Origin of the sequence: Mycolicibacterium vaccae NBRC 14118 = CIP 105934 (assembly GCF_001552715.1) — a bacterium.
GTDB lineage: Bacteria > Actinomycetota > Actinomycetes > Mycobacteriales > Mycobacteriaceae > Mycobacterium > Mycobacterium vaccae.
Genome location: NZ_BCRS01000050.1, coordinates 1 through 20,347, shown reverse-complemented (window position 1 = coordinate 20,347; position 20,347 = coordinate 1). Strand labels below are relative to the sequence as shown.

The following is a 20,347-nucleotide window of genomic DNA, read 5'->3' as shown; positions in this document are numbered from 1 at the left end:
GCGTGCGTGTCCGCGGGGGACACGCCGCGCAAATCACGGATTTTGCGCACGCTCGCCGCGCGTCGGCGGCTTGGCCGAGGTCTCGCGCCGCGGTTGCGAGCGTGCGCGAACTTCGCGAATCCGACGGCGTGTCGGCCGCAGACACGCACGCTCGCGCAAAAAAGGGGGGGATTAGCCGCGGAAGCCGGGGCCCCGGCGGCGCAGGTAGCGCTCGAACTCGGCGGCCAGTGCGTCACCGTCGATCTTGCCCAGGGCCTCGTTCATGTCGACCTCGGCGTCGCCGCGTTCCTCCAGCGACTGCACGTACTCGGCGATCTCGTCGTCCTCCGAGGTCATCTCGGTGACGGCCAGCTCCCACTCCTCGGCCTGGGCGGGCAGGTCGGCCAGCGGCACCTCGATGTCGAGGACGTCTTCGACCCGCCGCAACAGCGCCACCGTGGCCTTCGGGCTGGGCGGCTGCGACACGTAATGCGGGACGGCGGCCCAGAACGTCACCGCCGGGATCCCTGCCTGTACGCACGCATCCTGGAACACCCCGGCGATACCCGTCGGCCCCTCGTAGCGGGTCTCCTCAAGACCGAACGTCTTGGCCGAATCGGCGGAGTACGCCGCGCCCGAGACCGGCACCGGCCGCGTGTGCGGCGTGTCGGCCAGCAGCGCGCCCAGGATCACCACGGTGTGCACGTTGAGCTTCTCGGCGATGGTCAGCAGCTCCGCGCAGAACGTGCGCCAGCGCATGTTCGGTTCCACCCCGTGCATCAGCACGATGTCGCGGTCGCTGCCGGGCGGCCGGCAGTGTGAGATCCGCATCGACGGCCACACCAGCTCGCGGGTGACGCCGTCGATCTGGCGGATCACCGGCCGGTTGACCTGGTAGTCGTAATAGGACTCGTCGTCGATCTCGACGATCGTCTCCGCCTCCCAGATCGCATCCAGGTGTTCCAGCGCGTCACTGGCCGCGTCGCCGGCGTCATTCCAGCCTTCGAACGCCGCGACCACGATCGTGTCGCGAAGATCGGGCAGGTCGGATCGCATCGGACCGCCGAAATCCGAGGGAGTCACCACGCCAGCCTAAGCCTTGCGTGGACGACATGACGGGCATCAACTCGCTCTCGGATTTGTGTGCCCGACTACCCTGGCTGTGTGACTGGCGCACGCGACGGCAAGTACGGCACCCACCTGCCGGGCGTGATGCCGACACGGGTCCGGGCCGGCGATGGGGCCACCGGGATCCAGCTCCAGGTGGCCGAACGGCCGCACACTGTCCCACCTCGCTGATTTGCCACCTTGCTGACTACGACATTGCCGTCAAGATCCGCGAATTGCCGCGCGATCGCGGCGACGAAATGGGCGTCCAGACGTCGATCAGGTATCAACGTAGACTTTCCTGGTCGAGAGGCGTTGCAACGGTTCCCGGTCCCCGCCGGTATCCGCCACGCTCGGCAGAGTCAAGGACGCCTTCCGTCAAGGAAGGAACGTACGTGAACGCCCCTGACCTCAACGTCCCTGACGCCGGCGCCTTCGAGCCGAACATCCGCCCCGACTGCACCGAAGACCTCAAGGCGACTCTGCGTCAACGGATCATGGTGATCGACGGCGCGATGGGTACGGCGATCCAGCGGGACCGCCCGGACGAGGACGGCTACCGCGGCGACCGGTTCACGGAGTGGCCGACGGCCCTGCAGGGCAACAACGATCTGCTCAACCTGACGCAACCGCAGATCATCGAGGGGATCCACCGCGAGTACCTCGAGGCGGGCGCGGACATTCTGGAGACCAACACGTTCAACGCGAACGCGGTCTCGCTGTCGGACTACGACATGGCCGACCTGGCCTACGAGCTGAACTACACCGGCGCCGCGCTGGCCCGTAAGGCCGCCGACGAGTTCAGCACCCCGGACAAGCCCCGTTACGTCGCGGGCGCGATCGGGCCGACGACGCGGACCGCGTCGATCTCGCCGGACGTCAACGATCCCGGCGCGCGCAACGTGTCCTACGACCAGCTGGTCGCGGCCTACCTCGAAGCCGCCAACGGCCTGGTCGACGGTGGTTCCGACCTTCTGATCATCGAGACGATCTTCGACTCGCTGAACGCCAAGGCGGCGGTGTTCGCCCTCGAGACGTTGTTCGAGCAGCGCGGCCGCCGCTGGCCGCTGATCATCTCGGGCACCATCACCGACGCGTCCGGGCGCACGCTGTCCGGTCAGGTCACCGAGGCGTTCTGGAACGCGATCAGGCACGCCAAGCCGCTCGCGGTCGGTCTCAACTGCGCGCTCGGTGCGCCCGAGATGAGGCCCTACATCGCCGAGGTCGCGCGGATCGCGGACACGTTCGTCTCCTGCTACCCGAATGCGGGCCTGCCCAACGCCTTCGGCGAGTACGACGAGTCCCCGGAGGCCCAGGCCGGCTACATCGCCGACTTCGCCGACGCCGGACTGGTCAACCTGGTCGGAGGGTGCTGCGGCACGGCGCCGCCGCACATCGCCGAGATTGCCAAGGTCGTCGACGGCAAATCGCCGCGTGAGCTGCCCGAGATCCCGGTGGCCACCCGGCTCGCGGGCCTGGAGCCGCTCAACATCACCGACGACTCGCTGTTCGTGAACATCGGTGAGCGCACCAACATCACCGGCTCCGCCCGGTTCCGCAACCTGATCAAGGCCGAGGACTACGACACCGCGCTGTCGGTCGCGCTGCAGCAGGTCGAGGTCGGTGCTCAGGTCATCGACATCAACATGGACGAAGGCATGATCGACGGCGTCGCCGCGATGGACCGGTTCACCAAGCTGATCGCGGCCGAGCCGGACATCAGCCGCGTCCCGGTGATGATCGACTCCTCCAAGTGGGAGGTCATCGAGGCGGGCCTGAAGAACGTGCAGGGCAAGCCGATCGTCAACTCGATCTCCATGAAGGAGGGCGAGGAGAAGTTCATCCGGGAGGCCCGGCTGTGCCGCAAGTACGGCGCGGCCGTGGTCGTGATGGCCTTCGACGAGCAGGGCCAGGCCGACAACCTGGAGCGCCGCAAGGAGATCTGCGGGCGCGCGTACCGGATCCTGACCGAAGAGGTCGGCTTCCCGGCCGAGGACATCATCTTCGACCCGAACTGCTTCGCGCTGGCGACCGGTATCGAGGAGCATGCGACCTACGGGATCGACTTCATCGAGGCGTGCGCCTGGATCAAGGAGAACCTGCCCGGGGTGCACATCTCCGGCGGTATCTCGAACGTGTCGTTTTCGTTCCGCGGCAACAACCCGGTCCGCGAGGCGATCCACGCGGTGTTCCTGTTCCACGCCATCAAGGCCGGCCTGGACATGGGCATCGTGAACGCCGGCGCGTTGGTGCCGTACGACTCGATCGACCCCGAGCTGCGGGACCGCATCGAGGACGTCGTGCTGAACCGTCGCGAGGACGCGGCCGAGCGGCTGCTGGAGATCGCCGAACGGTTCAACAAGACCGAGAAGGCCGACGATCCGGCCGCGGCCGAATGGCGGTCTCTGCCGGTCCGCGAGCGGATCACCCACGCCCTGGTCAAGGGGATCGACGCGCACGTCGACGACGACACCGAGGAACTGCGGGCCGAGATCGCCGCCGCGGGCGGTCGCCCGATCGAGGTGATCGAGGGCCCGCTGATGGACGGCATGAACGTCGTCGGCGACCTGTTCGGCGCAGGCAAGATGTTCCTGCCCCAGGTCGTGAAGTCGGCCCGGGTGATGAAGAAGGCCGTGGCCTACCTGTTGCCGTTCATCGAAGCGGAGAAGGAGGAGCTCGCGGCGGCGGCCGGGGCGAGCGCAGCGACGGGAGATGTCAAGGCGTCGAAGGACACCAACGGCACCATCATCATGGCGACCGTGAAAGGCGATGTCCACGACATCGGCAAGAACATCGTCGGGGTTGTGTTGCAGTGCAACAACTACGAGGTGATCGACCTCGGCGTGATGGTGCCCGCCCAGAAGATCCTGGACGCGGCCAAGGAGCACGACGCCGACATCATCGGGCTGTCCGGCCTGATCACCCCGTCCCTGGACGAGATGGTCAACTTCGCCGTCGAGATGGAACGCGAAGGACTGCAGATTCCGCTGCTGATCGGTGGCGCGACCACCTCGCGCGCGCACACCGCCGTGAAGGTGGCGCCGCGTCGCAGCGGTCCGGTCGTCTGGGTCAAGGACGCCTCCCGTTCGGTGCCGGTGGCTGCCGCGTTACTGGACGACAAGCAGCGGCCCGCGCTGCTGGAGGCCACCGAGAAGGATTACGCGTCCCTGCGCGAACGGCACGCCCAGAAGAACGAGCGGCCGATGCTGACGCTGGAGAAGGCCCGCGCGAACCGGACGCCGATCGAGTGGGACGGCTACACGCCGCCGGTGCCCGCCCAGGGCGTCGGGGTCCGCGAGTTCATCGACTACGACCTCAGCGAGTTGCGCGAGTACATCGACTGGCAGCCGTTCTTCAACGCGTGGGAGATGAAGGGCCGATTCCCCGACATCCTCAACAACCCGGTGTCGGGCGAGACCGCCCGCAAGCTCTACGACGACGCGCAGGAGATGCTCGACACCCTGATCAAGGAGAAGTGGCTGACCGCCAACGGGGTGATCGGATTCTTCCCGGCGAACGCGGTCGGCGACGACATCGAGGTCTACACCGACGAGACCCGGACCGAGGTGCTGACCACGCTGCACAACCTGCGCCAGCAGGGCGAGCACCGCGACGGCATCCCCAACCGCAGCCTCGGTGACTTCGTCGCGCCCCGAGGCACCGGTCTGGCCGACTACGTCGGCACCTTCGCCGTCACCGCGGGTCTCGGCAGCACCGACAAGATCACCGAGTTCAAGGCCGCCAACGACGACTACAGCGCGATCCTGCTGGAGTCGCTCGCCGACCGGCTGGCGGAGGCGTTCGCGGAGCGGATGCACGAACGGGTCCGCAAGGAGTTCTGGGGATACCAGCCCGACGAACACCTGGACAACGCCGCGCTCATCGGCGAGAAGTACGTCGGGATCCGGCCCGCCCCCGGCTACCCGGCCTGCCCGGAGCACACCGAGAAGGTGACGCTGTGGGAGTTGATGGACGTCAAGGAGCGCGCCGGCATCGAGCTGACCGAATCGATGGCGATGTGGCCCGGTGCCGCCGTCAGCGGCCTGTACTTCTCACACCCGCAGTCGCAGTACTTCGTGGTGGGCAGGCTGGCCCAGGACCAGGTCGCCGACTACGCCCGGCGCAAGGGCTGGACGCTGGCCGAAGCCGAGCGCTGGCTCGCGCCCAACCTCGGCTACAACCCGGAGGACTGAACGCCGCTGGGGCACATTCGGAGTCGTCGCTGAGGTTCCCGGAATTGGGGTCAACCCGCTCGCGCGTGCCACAATGGCTGAGTGCGAGCGGTGTTGTGGGACATGGACGGAACGCTCGTCGACTCCGAAAAGCTGTGGGACGTGTCACTTTCGGCGCTGTATGAGAGCTTCGGCCGCGAGATGAGCCGAGAGACCCGGACAGCTCTTGTGGGCGCGTCGGCCGAGGACACGATGGTGGCCGTCTACACGGAACTGGGCCTGGAGCTCGACCCGGACGCCATGAAGGAATCGATCCGCTGGTTGCACGAGCACACGGCGGGCCTGTTCGCCGACGGCCTGCCCTGGTGCGCCGGTGCCCGCGAGATGCTGGAAGCGGTCAAGGCCGACGGCACCCCGATGGCCCTGGTGACCAACACCGACCGTCACCTCGCCGAGCGCGCGCTCGACACCATCGGCCGGCACCATTTCGCGGTCACGGTGTGCGGCGACGAGGTGCCCAGCGGTAAGCCCGCGCCCGACCCGTACCTGCGGGCGGCCGAGCTGCTTGAGGTCGCCCCGGCGGAGTGCCTGGCCGTCGAGGACTCGGTGACCGGCGCAGCCGCCGCCGAACGGGCCGGCTGCGCGGTGCTGATCGTGCCCAACGAGGTCCCGGTTCCCGGCGGGCTGCGCCGCCGCCACATCGGGTCGCTGGCCGACCTCGACGTCGACGGGCTGCGCCGGATCTACCACGAGATCGACGACGAAGTACGGCACCGTAGCGCCTGACCAGCTCTGCTTTCCCGCCCACCGAGGCGTAGTCGCGTCCACTTTCGGGAACCCCCACCGCCGGAAGACTCGAGTGATTGAATGTGATTCTCATCACGCATTCGTGTGCGGGAAAGGTCGTCGTATGGCCGGTCATGGTGGTCCAACCGGGGAGAGCCCGGAACTGTTCGATAAAGACCAGGACTTCTCGTCCGGCAAGACCGCGATCCGGATCGCGTCGGTGGCCGCGCTCGGCGGACTGCTGTTCGGCTACGACAGCGCGGTCATCAACGGTGCGGTGGACTCCATCCAGGAGGACTTCGGCATCGGCAACGCCTCCCTCGGTTTCGCCGTCGCGTCGGCGCTGCTCGGTGCCGCGGCCGGAGCCATGACCGCCGGACGCATCGCAGACAAGATCGGCCGTATCTCGGTCATGAAGATCGCCGCGGTGCTGTTCCTGATCAGCGCGTTCGGCACCGGTTTCGCCCACGAAGTGTGGACCGTCGTGTTGTTCCGGATCGTCGGCGGCTTCGGCGTGGGCGTCGCGTCGGTGATTGCGCCGGCCTACATCGCCGAGACCTCCCCGCCGGGCATCCGGGGCCGGCTCGGGTCGCTCCAACAGCTGGCCATCGTGTCCGGCATCTTCTTGTCGTTCGTCATCAACTGGTTGCTGCAGTGGGCGGCGGGCGGGCCCAACGAGCCCCTGTGGTTCGGCATCGACGCGTGGCGGTGGATGTTCCTGGCCATGGCACTGCCCGCGTTGCTGTACGGCGCGCTCACGTTCACCATCCCCGAGTCGCCGCGCTATCTCGTTGCCACCCACAAGATCCCGGAGGCACGCCGGGTACTGAGCATGCTGCTCGGACAGAAGAACCTGGAGATCACCATCACGCGGATCCGGCAGACGCTGGAACGCGAGGACAAGCCGTCGTGGCGGGATCTGCGCAAGCCGACGGGCGGCATCTACGCGATCGTGTGGGTCGGCCTGGGACTGTCGATCTTCCAGCAGTTCGTCGGCATCAACGTGATCTTCTACTACTCCAACGTGCTGTGGCAGGCGGTCGGTTTCAGCGCCGACCAGTCGGCCGTCTACACCGTGATCACCTCGGTGATCAACGTGCTCACCACGCTGATCGCGATCGCGCTGATCGATAAGATCGGGCGCAAGCCGCTGCTGCTGATCGGCTCGTCCGGCATGGCCGTGACTCTGATCACGATGGCGTTCATCTTCGCCAACGCGACGCTCGACGCCGACGGCAACCCGAGCCTTCCGGGCGCCTCCGGCGTGATCGCACTGATCGCGGCCAACCTGTTCGTCGTCGCGTTCGGAATGTCGTGGGGCCCGGTGGTCTGGGTACTGCTCGGCGAGATGTTCCCGAACCGGATCCGCGCGGCCGCCCTCGGGCTGGCCGCCGCGGGACAGTGGGCGGCCAACTGGCTGATCACCATCACGTTCCCGGGCCTGCGTGAGCACCTCGGGCTGGCCTACGGCTTCTACGGGCTGTGTGCGATCCTGTCCGGCCTGTTCGTATGGAGATGGGTCATGGAGACCAAGGGCGTCTCGCTGGAGGACATGCACGGTGCGGTCCTGCGCGAAGACAAGACCGCTGCCGGGTAGTCGATGCGGCCGGCTGACGGCTCACACCACCGGACGTGACAGAATCGTCCAACGTGAAGACCTTCGATGCGCTGTTCGCCGAGCTGAGCGAACGAGCACGCACCCGGCCGGCCGGCAGCGGCACCGTCGCCGCACTGGACGGGGGCGTGCACGGCATCGGCAAGAAGATCCTGGAAGAGGCCGGCGAGGTGTGGCTGGCCGCCGAACACGAGGGCGACGACGCGCTCGCCGAGGAGATCAGCCAGCTCCTGTACTGGACGCAGGTGCTGATGCTGTCGCGCGGGCTGACCCTCGACGACGTGTACGGGAAGCTCTGACATGTCTGACGCTCTTCGCGGGAGCGGCTCATCGACGCTGCGGGTAGCGGTACCCAACAAGGGAGCGCTGAGCGAGTCGGCTGCCGAGATCTTGGCCGAGGCAGGTTACCGGCGCCGTACCGATCCCAAGGATCTGACCGTCGTCGACCCGGTAAACAATGTCGAGTTCTTCTTCCTGCGGCCGAAGGACATCGCGATCTACGTCGGTTCCGGGGAACTCGACCTCGGCATCACCGGTCGCGACCTGGCGGCCGAGTCCGACGCACCGGTACGCGAACGGCTGGCGCTGGGCTTCGGCTCGTCGACGTTCCGGTATGCCGCGCCCAGAGGCCAGGATTGGACGATGACCGACCTGGCCGGTAAGCGCATCGCCACCGCATACCCGAACCTGGTTCGAAAGAACCTGGCGGACAAGGGAATCGAAGCCACTGTCATACGTCTGGACGGTGCGGTGGAGATCTCCATCCAACTCGGGGTGGCCGACGTCATCGCCGATATCGTCGGATCCGGACGCACCCTGGGACTGCACAATCTGGTGGCATTCGGTGATTCGCTGTGTGACTCCGAGGCGATCCTGATCGAGCGCGAGGAGGTCGGTGACGCCGACGCCGAAAAGTCGGCGGCGCGCGACCAATTGGCGGGCCGCGTGCAGGGTGTGGTGTTCGGTCAGCAGTACCTGATGCTGGATTACGACTGTCCCCGTTCGCTGATCGAGCGGGCCACCGAGGTCACCCCGGGACTCGAATCGCCCACGATCGCGCCGCTGGCCGACCCGGACTGGGTCGCGGTGCGCGCGCTGGTGCCGCGGCGGGACGTCAACGCGATCATGGACGAACTGGCCGCCATCGGCGCGAAGGCGATTTTGGCCTCCGACATCAGATTCTGCCGATTCTGATCTAGATCTCCCCGCAGTCGCATCCGGGGCCTTTACGAGGACCGACCTCTGTCTGCTGCGATGAGGTCGACAATCGTCGAGTCGTCCATCGATGCCATCCCCTGCCGAACTCCGAGCAGGTAGATCTGCTCGGCTGCTGCGGCCAGGGGGGTGGGCAGGTTCGCTGCGCGTGATGTCCGCCCGACAATACCCATGTCTTTGGCGAAGATATCGACTCTGCTGTGGACTGCGTCCGATTCGTAGTCTGCCAGCATCCGGGCACCTCGATCGCGAAGCATGAATGAGGATGCGGCTCCGGCATCCAGCGTCTCCCAGGTCGCGCGATCGTCAAGACCGAGAGCCCGGGCGAGCGCTATCGCCTCGGCTGCGGCGGCGATGTGCACGCCGCAGAGCAATTGATTGACCGTCTTGAACGCCTGACCGTCGCCGGGCCGCGGACCGATGATCTTCAGTGTCGATGCGAGGTGTTCGAGGCACTGGCCGACCAGGCCGGCAGGTTGACCGCCTACGGTCACGAGAAGATCCCCGTTGCGGGCCCGGACCGGGCCGCCACTGACGGGGGCGTCGACCAGCGGCAGGCCACGCGATTCGAGGCGGACGGCGACGTCTCGCACGGCTTCCAACCCGATGGTGCTCATCAGCAGGATGGTTGAACCTGTTTGCAGGGTGTCGGCGATACCCGAGTCGCCGAACAAGACTTGCTCCAACTGTGGACCGCTGCGGACGACGAGCACCACGACAGCGGCCGATGCACTTGCCGCCGAAGCGCTGTCGAAGCTTCGAATACCCTCCTCGGCTGCGAGTTGCCGACGGTCGGCGGCGACATCGTACCCGTGGACCGCCCACTTCTCACCGAGCCGTAGCGCGATGGGCAATCCCATTGCGCCCAAACCGATGACCGCGATCGGATCAGGCACGGACGAACTTTCGGTACTCATTCTGCTACTCCCGAAGTCAGGTGTGAGAGACGTTCGTAGACATCGTCGAGGGCCATCGAGTCGCCGACGTTTCCGGGGAACACGACATATGGTGTCCCTGCCAGCGGGCCGGTCTCGATACGCCACAGCGCGACTATGCCGGGCAGCACCGGCCCCAGAATCGTTGCACGAGTGACGCCGAGACCGTGTTTGGCGACGTCGCTGGACGTGATACCGCCCTTGGCGATGACGAACCGCGGCCGTAGACCGTCCAGGGACTGCTTGACGGTGGCCGACACCGCGCTCGATACAAGACGAGCAAGTCGCAGACTCTCGTCCGGTGAGTTTTCGCGGCGCAGCGTGCGGGTGGTCTGCAGGATGGCGTCGCCTGCGACGAGAGCCGACCGCAGTTCCGACGCAGTCGCTGTGACGACCTCGGAGGAGCCTGAGGCGACCGAATCGACGTCGAGTTCGATCACCGGTAGCCCCGGCCGGCGGTCACGCAGTGCGGCGAGTTGCCGTGCGGTCACATCGACGTGGGAACCCACGACGATCAGCCCGCCGGCGGTGGCGTCCGCGACGCCGATCCCCGGCGCGCTGACGTCGACCGGAGCCGGTGACGGCCGGCCGAGCATCGCCCGCACGAAAGGCGGTCCCACCCGGTAGACGAATCGTCTGCCGTTCACCTGTGCCGCGCGCAGCAGGGATGCGGCTCGGGCGAGGTCGTCGTCGGTTTCGGCGTCGACGACGATCACCGGCATGTGGTATCGCGGTGACATCAACTCGTCGAGAGTCGTGTCACGGTGCAGCACCGCGACATCGGCGGCCGAGTAGCGGCCGCCGGTCTTTTCGACCACCCATTCCCGCAGATCGGAACTGCGGTATCCGAAGGTGGCATCGGAAGCGAACTCTGACGTCGCCACGGGAAGGCGGCGGCCCCCGTCGAGGAGGTAGTGCACGCCGTCGACGGTGATCCGGCCTGCCTGGGGAAAGGCGGGGGCGAGCACCACCGTATCGACGGCGATGCCAGCGGCGCTGCTCTCCGCGATGAGGGCATCGGTCTCGGCCGGGAAGTGCCCGCGCAGGGTGGAATCGCTGCGGCTGACGAGAATCGCGTGGTAACCGAACGTCCTCAGTGCGGCCGCAGCGGCGTCGCTGGTGATGGCGAAAGCGTCCTGCTCGCTGAGGCTTCGGCTGTTGGTCTGGAGGTAGACAGCCGGAGACTCCGCTGCCGCCCACGCCAGGTCGTCTGGTGTCCAGCGGGTCAGGACCGGCAGATCGCTGACCGACTGGGTGCCGGTGGGGTCGTCGTCGATGACGATCAACATGATGAGTTCTCCGTGCAGGAAAGCGGTGGGGGTGGACCGGGGGAGCCCACCCCCACCGGCGTCACTTGGCGTACTCGGCTGTGGCCTTCTCGGCGAATGTGTTGTCCACGTTCGTCTCGAATGACGTTGCCTCGCTTGGGTACTCCTTGATGCTGCCGACGAACTCCGCGATCCGCATGTTGTTCTCCCACGCCTGTTCGGTGATCTCGACGCTCTCCGGGTAGGCCCGGGCATCGAGCTCACGCCGCACCGCAGTGGCGACCACTTCACCTTCGAGATCCGGGAAGTAGTTCTGCGCGACCGCAATCGCCTCGTCGGTGTTGGTGTAGATGAAGGTCGACGCCTGCTGGAAGGCGTTCACGACAGCCTGGGTGGCCTCCGGATTCTCGGCCACATACCGCTCGGTCGTCATGAGCGAGGAGAACGCGAAGGGATACCACCCCTCGATGTCGGAGAACGAGAACACGGCGTGCTTGCCCTGTGCTTCGACCTGGCTCACCTGTGGTTCGGTGGCGAGCGCGTAGTCGGCGCGACCGCTGAGGAACGGCCCGAGCTCGTTGCCGACCGAGGCTTCGGTGATGGTGACCGCGTTCGGGTCCAGGGAGTTCTCGCGCATGAGGTAGTTGAAGAACGCCCATGTGCTGTCCGGTTCCGGCATCGTCACCACGGTGCTGCCTTCGAACCCGCGCACATCGTTCTGCAGCGACACGTCCTCGTTGCCGACCACCCACACCGCGGGCGCGTTCTGGATGGACGCGACAGCCAGTCCGGGGCCGTCGTTCTCGTGGGAGATCGGCCCGAAGACCGGGTCGTGGATCGAGAAGTCGTCGGTTCCCCCGAGCACAGAGGACCAGGAATTCTGTCCGCCGCCGCCGGTCGTGAGGGCAACGTCGACGCCCTGCTCTTCGAAGAAGCCCTTGTCGATGGCGACGTACAACGGCAGATACAGTAGTGACTGGAACGCCTGGTTGATGCGGACCTGGGAGCCCTCGTCGTCGCGTGACTGCGAGGAACACGAGGCGAGGGAGAGCGCCGTCACGGCGGCGAGTGCTGCGCCGAAAAGGCGGCGGGTGGTGGACAAGAGATCATTTCCTTTCGATGTGGTTGGCGCCGGGAAGAATTCGTTCGACAAATCGCATGGCGAGGCTGAGGACGCTCACCATGAAGACCACGACCACGAGTCCTGCGAAGACGGTCGACAGCGAGAAGGTTGCGCTGCCCCTAACAATCATGTGGCCGATACCGCTGCTGGACGAGATGAACTCCCCGACGATGGCGCCGACGACGGCGAATCCGACGTTGAGGCGCAGACCCTGCATCACCCACGGACCGGCGCCGGGGACGATGATCTTGAAGAAGGTCTGAGTCTTCGTGGCTCCGAAGGATCTCATAAGGTTGATCCAGTCCGCGTCGACCTCCTGTGCGCCGCGGTAGGAGTTGGTCAGAGAGACGACCACACAGCTCAGCGCGACGATGACGATCTTCGACACGATGTCGGTGCCGAACCAAATGATGATCAGCGGCGCGATGGCCAGGATCGGGATGGCCCCTATCGCGGTGATGAAGGGCCGCGTCAGCCCGGCGACGAAGCTCGAATACCACAGGGCCAGACCGAGAACCGATCCGCCGACGGCGCCGACGAGATACCCGAGCACCGTCTCGGTCATGGTGACACCGATGTCGGTCCAGAGCGCACCCGTTTCTGCACGCCGGGCCAGCACCTCGGCGATTCGGCTCGGCGAGGAGAACAGGAAGGTGTCGATGAAACCTGTGGCGGCGCCCAGCTCCCACGCCGCCAACAGCCCCACGACTATCAGCACCTGCAGGGCCAGGACGAATCTGCTCCGCTCGGTGAGAGGGGTCCGGCGAGGCTTGCGCGGCGGCGATGCAGACGGCGTGTGCTCGGTGTCTTTCATGACGGTCACGAGGCCATCGCCTTGTCGCCGATGCTGCGCCAAATGGTCTCGTAGTACTCGTTGAACCTGGGGGCGAGACGCCGTTCGTTGATGCGCGTCGAGTTGACCTGCAGATCGATCGCGATCTCTGAGATGATTTCGCCGGGCCGTGCCTTCATGATGTACACACGGTCGCTCAGGGTGACCGCTTCCTCGATATCGTGGGTGACGAAAATGACCGTCTTGCCCAGGGATCTGACTGTCTGGAGCAACTCGCTCTCCAGCGCGATCTTCAACGGGTAGTCCAGCGCCTTGTAGGCCTCATCCATCAGAATGACGTCGGGGTCCATGACCAGCGTTCGCATGAGAGCCGCGCGCTGGCGCATGCCACCCGAGATCGCGCCGGGAAGAGCGTTCTCGTAGCCGGTCAGGTTGTACGACTCGAACAGCGGCTCGGCACGGGCGATGGCCTCTTTGCGGCTGACGCCGCGGACCTCCAGCCCGATGATGACGTTGTCGATGATCGTGCGCCAGGGCAGCAGCAGATCCTTCTGCAGGACGTACCCGACCTTCTTCGAGGCCCGGCCGGTGGTGTTCTCGCCCTCCACGAACACGTCGCCTGTGGTCGGTTCGGTCAAGCCCGCGACGATGTTGAACAACGTCGACTTTCCGCAGCCGCTGGGGCCGACGAAGGAGACGAACTCATTCTCGTCAGCGTGGAAGGTGAGGTCGCGCAGGACCACGTTCGGGTCCCCTCGGCTGACGAAAGTCATGCCGATGTTCCGGGCTTCGAGTCGGCGGACCATGAACGCTCCTGTTCTCGTGTTGGCCGGGCCAACGCTAGGACGGTGCCAGCCGATTGCCAACCTACATCAGACATCTGATGTCTTGGTTGGGTTTCGGGAATGTTACGAACCTTCGCCGTGTGTGCCGATGTGCTGGGAGAACCGTTCGACCGTGTCAGTACAAGAGTTAACACGATGCAGCACAGTGCATCAGACTCTTCTGTTGTTCCGCGATTGCGGGCGGTTGTGCGCTAGTGTTGGCATCAACAGACATCAGATGTGAGGACACGGTATGCGGGATTCGCTCGTCGACCAGGTCGCCGGCAAGCTCCTCACCGCCATCACCGACGGCGACATACGGCCCGACGGGGTGCTGCCGTCGGAATCGGAACTCGCCGCGCAGTGGTCGGTGAGCAGACTGACCATCCGCGAGGCCATCAAGTCGCTACGGGTTCGCAACATCGTCCGCGTCGAGCGTGGGCGGGGAACGTTCGTGAACCCGTTGTCGGAGTGGACCGCGCTGGAACCGGCGTTACTCGCGGCGCGGGTGGCCAACGACCACGAAACTGCGCGGCAGCTCATCGAACTCAGGAAGATCGTCGAGACCGGCGCGGCCGAGGTTGCGGCCGCGCGACGGACGTATCGAGATCTCGCCGATCTCGCCGATTCGATCTCCGACATGGAAACGGCCATGGAGGCCGACGATCTCACCGCAATCGTCGCCGCGGACCTGCGATTCCATGAGGCCATCTTCGCTGCTACGCACAACCCCTTTCTGACGGTGCTGCTCGAGCCGATCGGTGCGGCGGTCCTGGAGGGCCGCACGAAAACCTCCGCGGTGCCCCAGATTCGCCGCCACGCACTGCAGTGTCATCGCCAGATCTTCACCGCCATCGAGGCGGGCCTTCCCGTGCAGGCGCGGGAGGCGATGGCGGCCCACATGGATCAGACTGCCGAAGACAGTGAACGATTCCTGTCGAACCCGGCCCACGAACAGGAGCAGGCGTGAGTGTCGTAGATCTTCCGCTGGTCGAGGTGTCAGACAGGATTCGCCGAGGCGAGCTGACCTCACTGGCGGTGACCGAGGAGTTGCTCGATCGCATCGAATTGCTCGACGATGCGATCGGCGCCTTCTCGTTCGTCGCCGCCGAGGAGGCGCTGGCGCGGGCGGCGTCTCTGGATGCTGAAGTGGCGAAAGGGATGTCGCGGGGCGCATTGCACGGCGTGCCGATCGCGGTGAAGGACATCTTCGATGTCGACGGGTGGCCGAGCGAAATCGGAATGCCGTCGCGTCGGGGTGCGGTGTCGCGTGGCTCGTCCACCGCGGTCACGCGTTTGACCGAGCACGGCGCTGTGATCGTCGGGAAGGTCCACACCACCGAAGGTGTGTACGCCGAACATACCGAGCCTTTCCGTGCTCCTCGAAATCCGTGGAACCCGGATCGCTGGGTCGGGGCTTCGTCCAGTGGCAGTGCGGCGGCGGTGGCGGCCCGCTTGGCGTATGCCGCGTTGGCTTCCGACACCGGGGGCTCCATCCGGATGCCGTCCGCGGTGACGGGTTCGACCGGGATCAAGCCGACCTGGGGTCGTGTCAGCCGCGCCGGCGTGTTCGAGCTTGCGGCGTCGCTGGATCACGTCGGCGTGATGGCGCGAAGCGCAGTGGATGCGGCTGTCGTTCTCAAGGCGATCGCAGGGGCTGATGACGCGGACCCGACGGCAGCCCTCGAACCTGTGCCGCACTTCGATGCCCCGGTCGGGGATCTTCGCGGCGTCGTTGTCGGGGTGGACGGCGGGTGGATCGACGAGGATGTCGAGCCTGAGGTGGCACAAGCAGTTCACCTCATGGTCGATGTGCTGACATCCCTTGGCGCCCAAGTGCTCTCGGTGTCGCTGCCGGACCCCCGCCAGGCCAACGATGACTGGTTCGGCATCTGCGGTGTCCAGGCCGCCCGCAGCCACCACGCCAGCTTCGCGGCTCGTGGCGGGGAGTACGGCAGGGCGTTGGCCGACCTTATCGCTCTCGGTTCGAGGCTCACGGCCGTGGAGTACGACCAACTGCTGCTACGCAGAGCGGAGTTCTCAGGGCGTATGCGCGCCGCCATCAAGACCGTGGATGCCGTGGTCATGCCGGCACTGCCCTTCGTGACTCCGCCCGCGGCGGACATGGTGACGATGTCTAGCGAGACGGTGGCCCGAATCCACCGCTTCACTGTGCCGTTCACCATGAGCGGGCTGCCGTCGGTGACACTGCCCGTGGGGTTCGATCCAGCTGGGATGCCCATCGGAGGCCAGGTGGTCTCGGGTCCGTTCCGCGAGGACGTGACGGTGCGGATCGCCGCCGCCTTCCAGGCGATCACGTCCTGGCATCTGGCTGCACCCGAACTGAACGAACAGTCCGCCGGAGCGTGCCAACAAACCTGACGGAATGACCGCGGTCCTGATGCATGTCGAGCCACGCTGCCCCGCAGCGACATCCGTCAACAAAGCACGGCCGGCGGTTGCAGCGGCCTGCTCATCGACGCGGACAACTTTCCACACCCGGCGCAATCAACGGTTCTGCCGCACGGATGATGCGGGTACCGACCAGCCACGCTCTGTCTGTCCGCGAGAAATTCGCTTACGCCTCGACCGCTCATGGCACGGTCTGCCGTGTTAGCGTCCGGAGGTCCACCCTTCGTGCGGAGGTCCGATGACGCTGGTTCTCGTGCTCGGTCTGGCTCTGTTGATCGGCGTCGTGGCCGGGTCACGCGCGCTGACCGCCCCGGCGGTGGTGGCGTGGGGCGCGATGCTCGGCTGGATCGACGTCGCGGACAAGTGGTCGGACTGGATCGCGCATCCCATCACCGTCACCGTGCTGACCATCTTCGCCGTCGGTGAGCTGGTCACCGATCAGCTGCCGCAGACGCCCAGCCGAAAAGTGCCCCCGCAGTTCATCGCCCGGCTCGTCACCGGCGGCTTTTCCGGTGCGGTCATCGGCAGCGCCTTCTTCCACACCTTCAGCGCCACGGGTGCGGGCATCATCGGCGCTGTCCTCGGCACGCTCGGCGGAGCGATGCTGCGCAGCAGGCTGTCCGGCGCCAGGAACGGAAACGACCGACCCGGCGCGTTCACCGAGGACGTCCTCGCCGTCGGCGGCGGCCTGCTGGTCGCATTCCTCGTCAGCCTCGTCTGAGCCACCGTGACCGAACCGACACGGCGCTTCGACGCGATCATCGTCGGCGCCGGCCAGGCCGGACCTCCGCTGGCCGGGCGGCTCACCGAGGCCGGCCAGACCGTCGCGGTCGTCGAGCGCAAGCTGGTCGGCGGCACCTGCGTGAACTCCGGCTGCATCCCGACCAAGACGCTGGTCGCCAGCGCGCACGCCGCGCACCTGGCCCGCCGCGGCAACGACTTCGGGATCGGTTCCGGGACCGTGACCGTCGACATGACCGCGGTCAAGGCGCGCAAAGACCGCATCAGCATCGGCGACCGCGAGGGCGTCGAATCCTGGCTCGACGGCATGGACGGCTGCACGCTGATCCGTGGGCACGCCCGCTTCGAAAGCCCGACCACCCTGCGGGTCGGCGACGACCTGCTGGAGGCGGACCGGATCTTCCTCAACGTCGGCGGCCGCGCCGTCGTCCCGGACATGCCGGGCCTGGCCGACATCGACTACCTGACCAACGTCGGAATCCTCGACCTCGACATCGTCCCTGAGCACCTGGTGATCATCGGCGGCAGCTACATCGCGCTCGAATTCGCGCAGATGTACCGGCGTTTCGGCGCCGCCGTCACCGTCGTCGAACGGGGTCCGCGGCTGACCGCGCGGGAGGACGAGGACGTCTCGGCGGCGATCCGCGACATCCTGGAGGCCGAGGGCATCGACGTCGTCGTCGGCGCCGACGCGATCAGTTTCGCCAAGCGGGGCGACGGCGTCGCGGTGACGCCGCGGGCCGGCGCCGAGCCGATCGAGGGCAGCCACCTGCTGGTCGCGGTGGGCCGTCAGCCCAACACCGACGACCTCGGGCTGGAGGCGGCCGGCGTGCAGACCGACAGCCGCGGATACGTCGTCGTCGACGACCAGTTGCGCACCACCGCCGACAACATCTGGGCGATGGGGGACTGCAACGGCCGCGGGGCGTTCACCCACACCTCGTACAACGATTTCGAGATCGTCGCGGCCAATCTGCTCGACGACGATCCGCGCCGCGTCAGCGACCGTGTCACCACCTACGCGCTCTACATCGACCCGCCGCTGGGCCGTGCCGGGATGACCGTCGACGAGGTCCGCAGATCCGGTCGAAAAGCGTTGGTGGGCAAGCGGCCCATGACCCGGGTGGGCCGGGCCGTGGAGAAGGGCGAGACGCAGGGGTTCATGAAGGTGGTCGTCGACGCCGAGACCGAACAGATTCTCGGTGCGTCGATCCTCGGGGTCGGCGGCGACGAGGTCGTGCACCTGATCCTCGACGTGATGACCGCCAAACTGCCCTACACCGCGATCTCGCGGACCATGCACATCCATCCGACGGTCAGCGAGTTGATCCCGACCCTGCTTCAGGACCTCACGCCGCTGACGTAGGCTGTGTCCTGGGTCACAGTCGAGGCCGAAGGGGCAGTCAGATGAACAGGACACGCTCGGATTCACTGGCCGCGGGCGGCCTCCACTGGGACAGCCTGCCGCTACGGCTGTTCGCGGGTGGCAACGCGAAGTTCTGGGATCCCGCCGACATCGACTTCTCCCGGGACCGCGCCGACTGGGACGCGCTCACCGAACTCGAGCGCGACTGGGCCATCCGGTTGTGTGCCCAGTTCGTCGCCGGCGAGGAGGCGGTCACCCAGGACATCCAGCCCTTCCTGGCCGCGATGCGCGCCGAGGGCCGCCTCGGCGACGAGATGTATTTGACCCAGTTCGCCTTCGAGGAGGCCAAACACACCCAGGTCTTCCGGCTCTGGCTCGATGCGGTCGGGGTCACCGGCGATCTGCAGGGCTACCTCGACGAGCTGCCCGCCTATCGGCAGATGTTCTATCACGAGCTGCCCGCAGCTCTGGACGTGTTGTCCGCCGACCCGTCGCCGGCAGCCCAGGTGCGGGCCTCGGCGACCTACAACCACGTCATCGAAGGCATGATGGCGCTCACCGGATACTATGCGTGGCACCGGATCTGCGTGGACCGCGGCATCCTTCCCGGCATGCAGGAGCTGGTGCGCAGGATCGGCGACGACGAGCGCAGACACATGGCCTGGGGCACCTTCACCTGCCGCCGCCACGTCGCCGCCGACGACGCCAACTGGGCGGTGTTCGAGACCAGGATGAACGAGTTGATCCCGCTGGCGTTGCAGAACACCGTGGACGGGTTCGCGCTCTACGACGAGGTCCCGTTCGGGCTGCAGATGGACGAGTTCCAGCAGTACGCCGCGGACAAGGGGATGCGCCGGTTCGGCACCATCGACAGCGCTCGGGGTCGACCACTGGCCGAGATCGACATCGACTACGCGCCGCTGCAGCTGGAGGACACCTTCGCCGCCGAGGACCGGGAGGCGTTGGCACCGTCGGCGTGACGCCCGGTTCAGCGGCAGGCCGAGGTCAGCTCCGGGCCGCCCGCAGCAGGCGCAACTGACCGATCTCGGCGGCGTTCTTGGTCAGCTCCACCGTCACCCACAGCGCCGTATCGGTGACCGTGCGACCGTCGGCGGGGCTCCACGGAAACGGCGCCGGCTCGGACATCCGGTCGATCGTCAACTCAGCCAACAGCTTCCGCCACTGTTCGGCGAGACCGCGGATGCGCGCCACCGCTGCCGCGCCGTCGCCGGGCCAGCTCACCTCGGTCGGGGCCGGCAGCGGTCCGCCCTGCAGGGCCGCGAGGGCGGCGCTCCACCAGTAGTCGATGTGCCAGGTCAGCCACGCGATCGTCGGCACCGGAACGGGATCGGGTTCGACGTCGGCGAAATCCGGGCGCCAGCGGCCGGCCGCGTCCCGCCGCACGGTCCAGCACAGCGGCGCGGGCTCCCAGAGGAAGTCGTCCTCGGCGAGCGCGTCCAGGTGCAGCTCGGTCAGCGCCCATGCGAGCTCGAACTGGCGGCGCACCTCGTCGAGCATCACCTGCGCTGCACCAGCAGGGTCTGCGCACAGGTCCCGATGAACCCGCTGCGGTCGAAGATCTCGGCGGAGGTGACTCCGACCCCGTCCGGTCCGACGGACCCGCGGGCCCGCAGTGCGAAGTCGTCGCCGCTCGGCAGGCGGTGCAGGTGCACGACGGTGTCGGTGTTCATGAACAGGTACCGCTGCGGGTCCAGCGCGGCGCCGATGCCGTTGGCCGAGTCGACCACCATCGCCAGCCGCTGCAGCGCTGTGGTGGGCTCCGCATCCACGAGCGGCACCAGTGGGGACAACCACGCCTCGGCGGCGGCGCCCTCGGGGGTGGACTGCCTGCGCCAGGACACGGTCTCCAGGTAACCCGGTGCTCCCTGCCACGCGTGCGGGACCGCGCTGGCCTCACCCTCGACCAGCGCGGGGTAGCGGTCGGTCGCCGCGTCGGCGGTGTCCCCGGTGGCCAACAGCCACGCCGTGACGCGGGCGACCGCCCGCCGGG

General features: G+C 66.9%; 19 protein-coding genes. 11 read left to right on the top strand and 8 right to left on the bottom strand.

Annotation, left to right across the window (positions count from 1 at the left end; translation table 11 throughout):
• Nucleotides 1–171: 171 nt before the first annotated feature.
• Nucleotides 172–1,035 (bottom strand): PAC2 family protein, encoded by an 864-nt coding sequence (locus tag MVA01S_RS11785; RefSeq protein ID WP_390176163.1) that lies wholly within the window; start codon nt 1,033–1,035, stop codon nt 172–174.
• 108 nt (nt 1,036–1,143) lie between these two features.
• On the opposite strand from MVA01S_RS11785, the gene MVA01S_RS31980 reads away from it, so the two are divergent.
• The 6 genes from MVA01S_RS31980 (at nt 1,144) to hisG (ending at nt 8,853) form a co-directional block, all read left to right on the top strand.
• A complete protein-coding gene (locus MVA01S_RS31980) occupies nt 1,144–1,278 on the top strand; it encodes a hypothetical protein (protein WP_255251694.1) in 135 nt (44 codons plus the stop codon).
• Nucleotides 1,279–1,481: 203 nt separating this feature from the next.
• A complete protein-coding gene (gene metH, locus MVA01S_RS11780; RefSeq protein WP_003933135.1) occupies nt 1,482–5,279 on the top strand; it encodes a methionine synthase in 3,798 nt (1,265 codons plus the stop codon).
• Between the two features lie 81 nt (nt 5,280–5,360).
• Entirely contained in the window at nt 5,361–6,044 is a 684-nt protein-coding gene (locus MVA01S_RS11775; RefSeq protein ID WP_040542889.1) for an HAD family hydrolase, read from the top strand.
• Nucleotides 6,045–6,168: 124 nt separating this feature from the next.
• Nucleotides 6,169–7,641 carry a sugar porter family MFS transporter gene (locus tag MVA01S_RS11770; protein ID WP_060941599.1) on the top strand — a complete coding sequence of 491 codons (1,473 nt, stop codon included), beginning with the start codon at nt 6,169–6,171 and terminating at the stop codon, nt 7,639–7,641.
• Between the two features lie 35 nt (nt 7,642–7,676).
• Entirely contained in the window at nt 7,677–7,958 is a 282-nt protein-coding gene (locus tag MVA01S_RS11765) for a phosphoribosyl-ATP diphosphatase (RefSeq protein ID WP_040543066.1), read from the top strand.
• Nucleotide 7,959: 1 nt separating this feature from the next.
• Complete coding sequence (hisG, locus tag MVA01S_RS11760; protein WP_003933542.1) at nt 7,960–8,853, top strand: ATP phosphoribosyltransferase; 894 nt, start codon at nt 7,960–7,962, stop codon at nt 8,851–8,853.
• Between the two features lie 32 nt (nt 8,854–8,885).
• Here the strand turns inward: hisG and MVA01S_RS11755 are convergent, their stop codons facing one another.
• From MVA01S_RS11755 to MVA01S_RS11735, 5 genes are all read right to left on the bottom strand, one after another.
• Complete coding sequence (locus MVA01S_RS11755) at nt 8,886–9,791, bottom strand: NAD(P)-dependent oxidoreductase (protein ID WP_003933541.1); 906 nt, start codon at nt 9,789–9,791, stop codon at nt 8,886–8,888.
• Entirely contained in the window at nt 9,788–11,098 is a 1,311-nt protein-coding gene (locus MVA01S_RS11750; protein ID WP_003933540.1) for a four-carbon acid sugar kinase family protein, read from the bottom strand. Before MVA01S_RS11750 ends, MVA01S_RS11755 begins: the two co-directional genes overlap by 4 nt.
• A 61-nt stretch (nt 11,099–11,159) precedes the next feature.
• Nucleotides 11,160–12,179, bottom strand: a complete 1,020-nt coding sequence (locus MVA01S_RS11745; RefSeq protein ID WP_003933539.1) for an ABC transporter substrate-binding protein — start codon at nt 12,177–12,179, stop codon at nt 11,160–11,162.
• A gap of 4 nt (nt 12,180–12,183) precedes the next feature.
• Nucleotides 12,184–13,014 (bottom strand): ABC transporter permease, encoded by an 831-nt coding sequence (locus MVA01S_RS11740; RefSeq protein WP_040543085.1) that lies wholly within the window; start codon nt 13,012–13,014, stop codon nt 12,184–12,186.
• 5 nt (nt 13,015–13,019) lie between these two features.
• Nucleotides 13,020–13,799, bottom strand: coding sequence for an ABC transporter ATP-binding protein (locus MVA01S_RS11735; RefSeq protein ID WP_003933537.1), 780 nt, complete (start codon nt 13,797–13,799; stop codon nt 13,020–13,022).
• A 271-nt stretch (nt 13,800–14,070) separates the two neighbouring features.
• On the opposite strand from MVA01S_RS11735, the gene MVA01S_RS11730 reads away from it, so the two are divergent.
• The 5 genes from MVA01S_RS11730 (at nt 14,071) to MVA01S_RS11710 (ending at nt 19,316) form a co-directional block, all read left to right on the top strand.
• Nucleotides 14,071–14,787 carry a FadR/GntR family transcriptional regulator gene (locus MVA01S_RS11730; protein ID WP_003933536.1) on the top strand — a complete coding sequence of 239 codons (717 nt, stop codon included), beginning with the start codon at nt 14,071–14,073 and terminating at the stop codon, nt 14,785–14,787.
• 68 nt (nt 14,788–14,855) lie between these two features.
• Complete coding sequence (locus MVA01S_RS11725; RefSeq protein WP_237024183.1) at nt 14,856–16,199, top strand: amidase; 1,344 nt, start codon at nt 14,856–14,858, stop codon at nt 16,197–16,199.
• Between the two features lie 268 nt (nt 16,200–16,467).
• Entirely contained in the window at nt 16,468–16,950 is a 483-nt protein-coding gene (locus tag MVA01S_RS11720) for a hypothetical protein (RefSeq protein WP_003933534.1), read from the top strand.
• Between the two features lie 6 nt (nt 16,951–16,956).
• The gene (locus MVA01S_RS11715; RefSeq protein ID WP_003933533.1) at nt 16,957–18,336 is read left to right on the top strand and encodes an FAD-containing oxidoreductase; all 1,380 of its coding nucleotides are present in this window, start codon (nt 16,957–16,959) and stop codon (nt 18,334–18,336) included.
• A 41-nt stretch (nt 18,337–18,377) separates the two neighbouring features.
• Nucleotides 18,378–19,316, top strand: coding sequence for a R2-like ligand-binding oxidase (locus MVA01S_RS11710; protein WP_003933532.1), 939 nt, complete (start codon nt 18,378–18,380; stop codon nt 19,314–19,316).
• 25 nt (nt 19,317–19,341) lie between these two features.
• Here MVA01S_RS11710 and MVA01S_RS11705 read toward each other — a convergent pair whose 3' ends face one another.
• Complete coding sequence (locus tag MVA01S_RS11705) at nt 19,342–19,854, bottom strand: DinB family protein (protein WP_003933531.1); 513 nt, start codon at nt 19,852–19,854, stop codon at nt 19,342–19,344.
• A partial coding sequence (locus MVA01S_RS11700; protein WP_174538901.1) for a thioesterase family protein occupies nt 19,854–20,347 on the bottom strand: 494 nt, incomplete at its 5' end. The genes MVA01S_RS11705 and MVA01S_RS11700, both read right to left, overlap by 1 nt.

What these genes read in the sequence shown, in the direction of transcription:
- MVA01S_RS11720 (WP_003933534.1), top strand. Translation starts at nt 16,468, where the DNA reads ATGACGCTGGTTCTCGTGCTCGGTCTGGCTCTGTTGATCGGCGTCGTG.
- MVA01S_RS11710 (WP_003933532.1), top strand. Translation starts at nt 18,378, where the DNA reads ATGAACAGGACACGCTCGGATTCACTGGCCGCGGGCGGCCTCCACTGG.
- hisG (WP_003933542.1), top strand. Translation starts at nt 7,960, where the DNA reads ATGTCTGACGCTCTTCGCGGGAGCGGCTCATCGACGCTGCGGGTAGCG.
- MVA01S_RS11730 (WP_003933536.1), top strand. Translation starts at nt 14,071, where the DNA reads ATGCGGGATTCGCTCGTCGACCAGGTCGCCGGCAAGCTCCTCACCGCC.
- MVA01S_RS11705 (WP_003933531.1), bottom strand. Translation starts at nt 19,854, where the DNA reads ATGCTCGACGAGGTGCGCCGCCAGTTCGAGCTCGCATGGGCGCTGACC.
- MVA01S_RS11750 (WP_003933540.1), bottom strand. Translation starts at nt 11,098, where the DNA reads ATGTTGATCGTCATCGACGACGACCCCACCGGCACCCAGTCGGTCAGC.
- MVA01S_RS11755 (WP_003933541.1), bottom strand. Translation starts at nt 9,791, where the DNA reads ATGAGTACCGAAAGTTCGTCCGTGCCTGATCCGATCGCGGTCATCGGT.
- MVA01S_RS11770 (WP_060941599.1), top strand. Translation starts at nt 6,169, where the DNA reads ATGGCCGGTCATGGTGGTCCAACCGGGGAGAGCCCGGAACTGTTCGAT.
- MVA01S_RS11740 (WP_040543085.1), bottom strand. Translation starts at nt 13,014, where the DNA reads ATGAAAGACACCGAGCACACGCCGTCTGCATCGCCGCCGCGCAAGCCT.
- MVA01S_RS11785 (WP_390176163.1), bottom strand. Translation starts at nt 1,035, where the DNA reads ATGCGATCCGACCTGCCCGATCTTCGCGACACGATCGTGGTCGCGGCG.
- MVA01S_RS11735 (WP_003933537.1), bottom strand. Translation starts at nt 13,799, where the DNA reads ATGGTCCGCCGACTCGAAGCCCGGAACATCGGCATGACTTTCGTCAGC.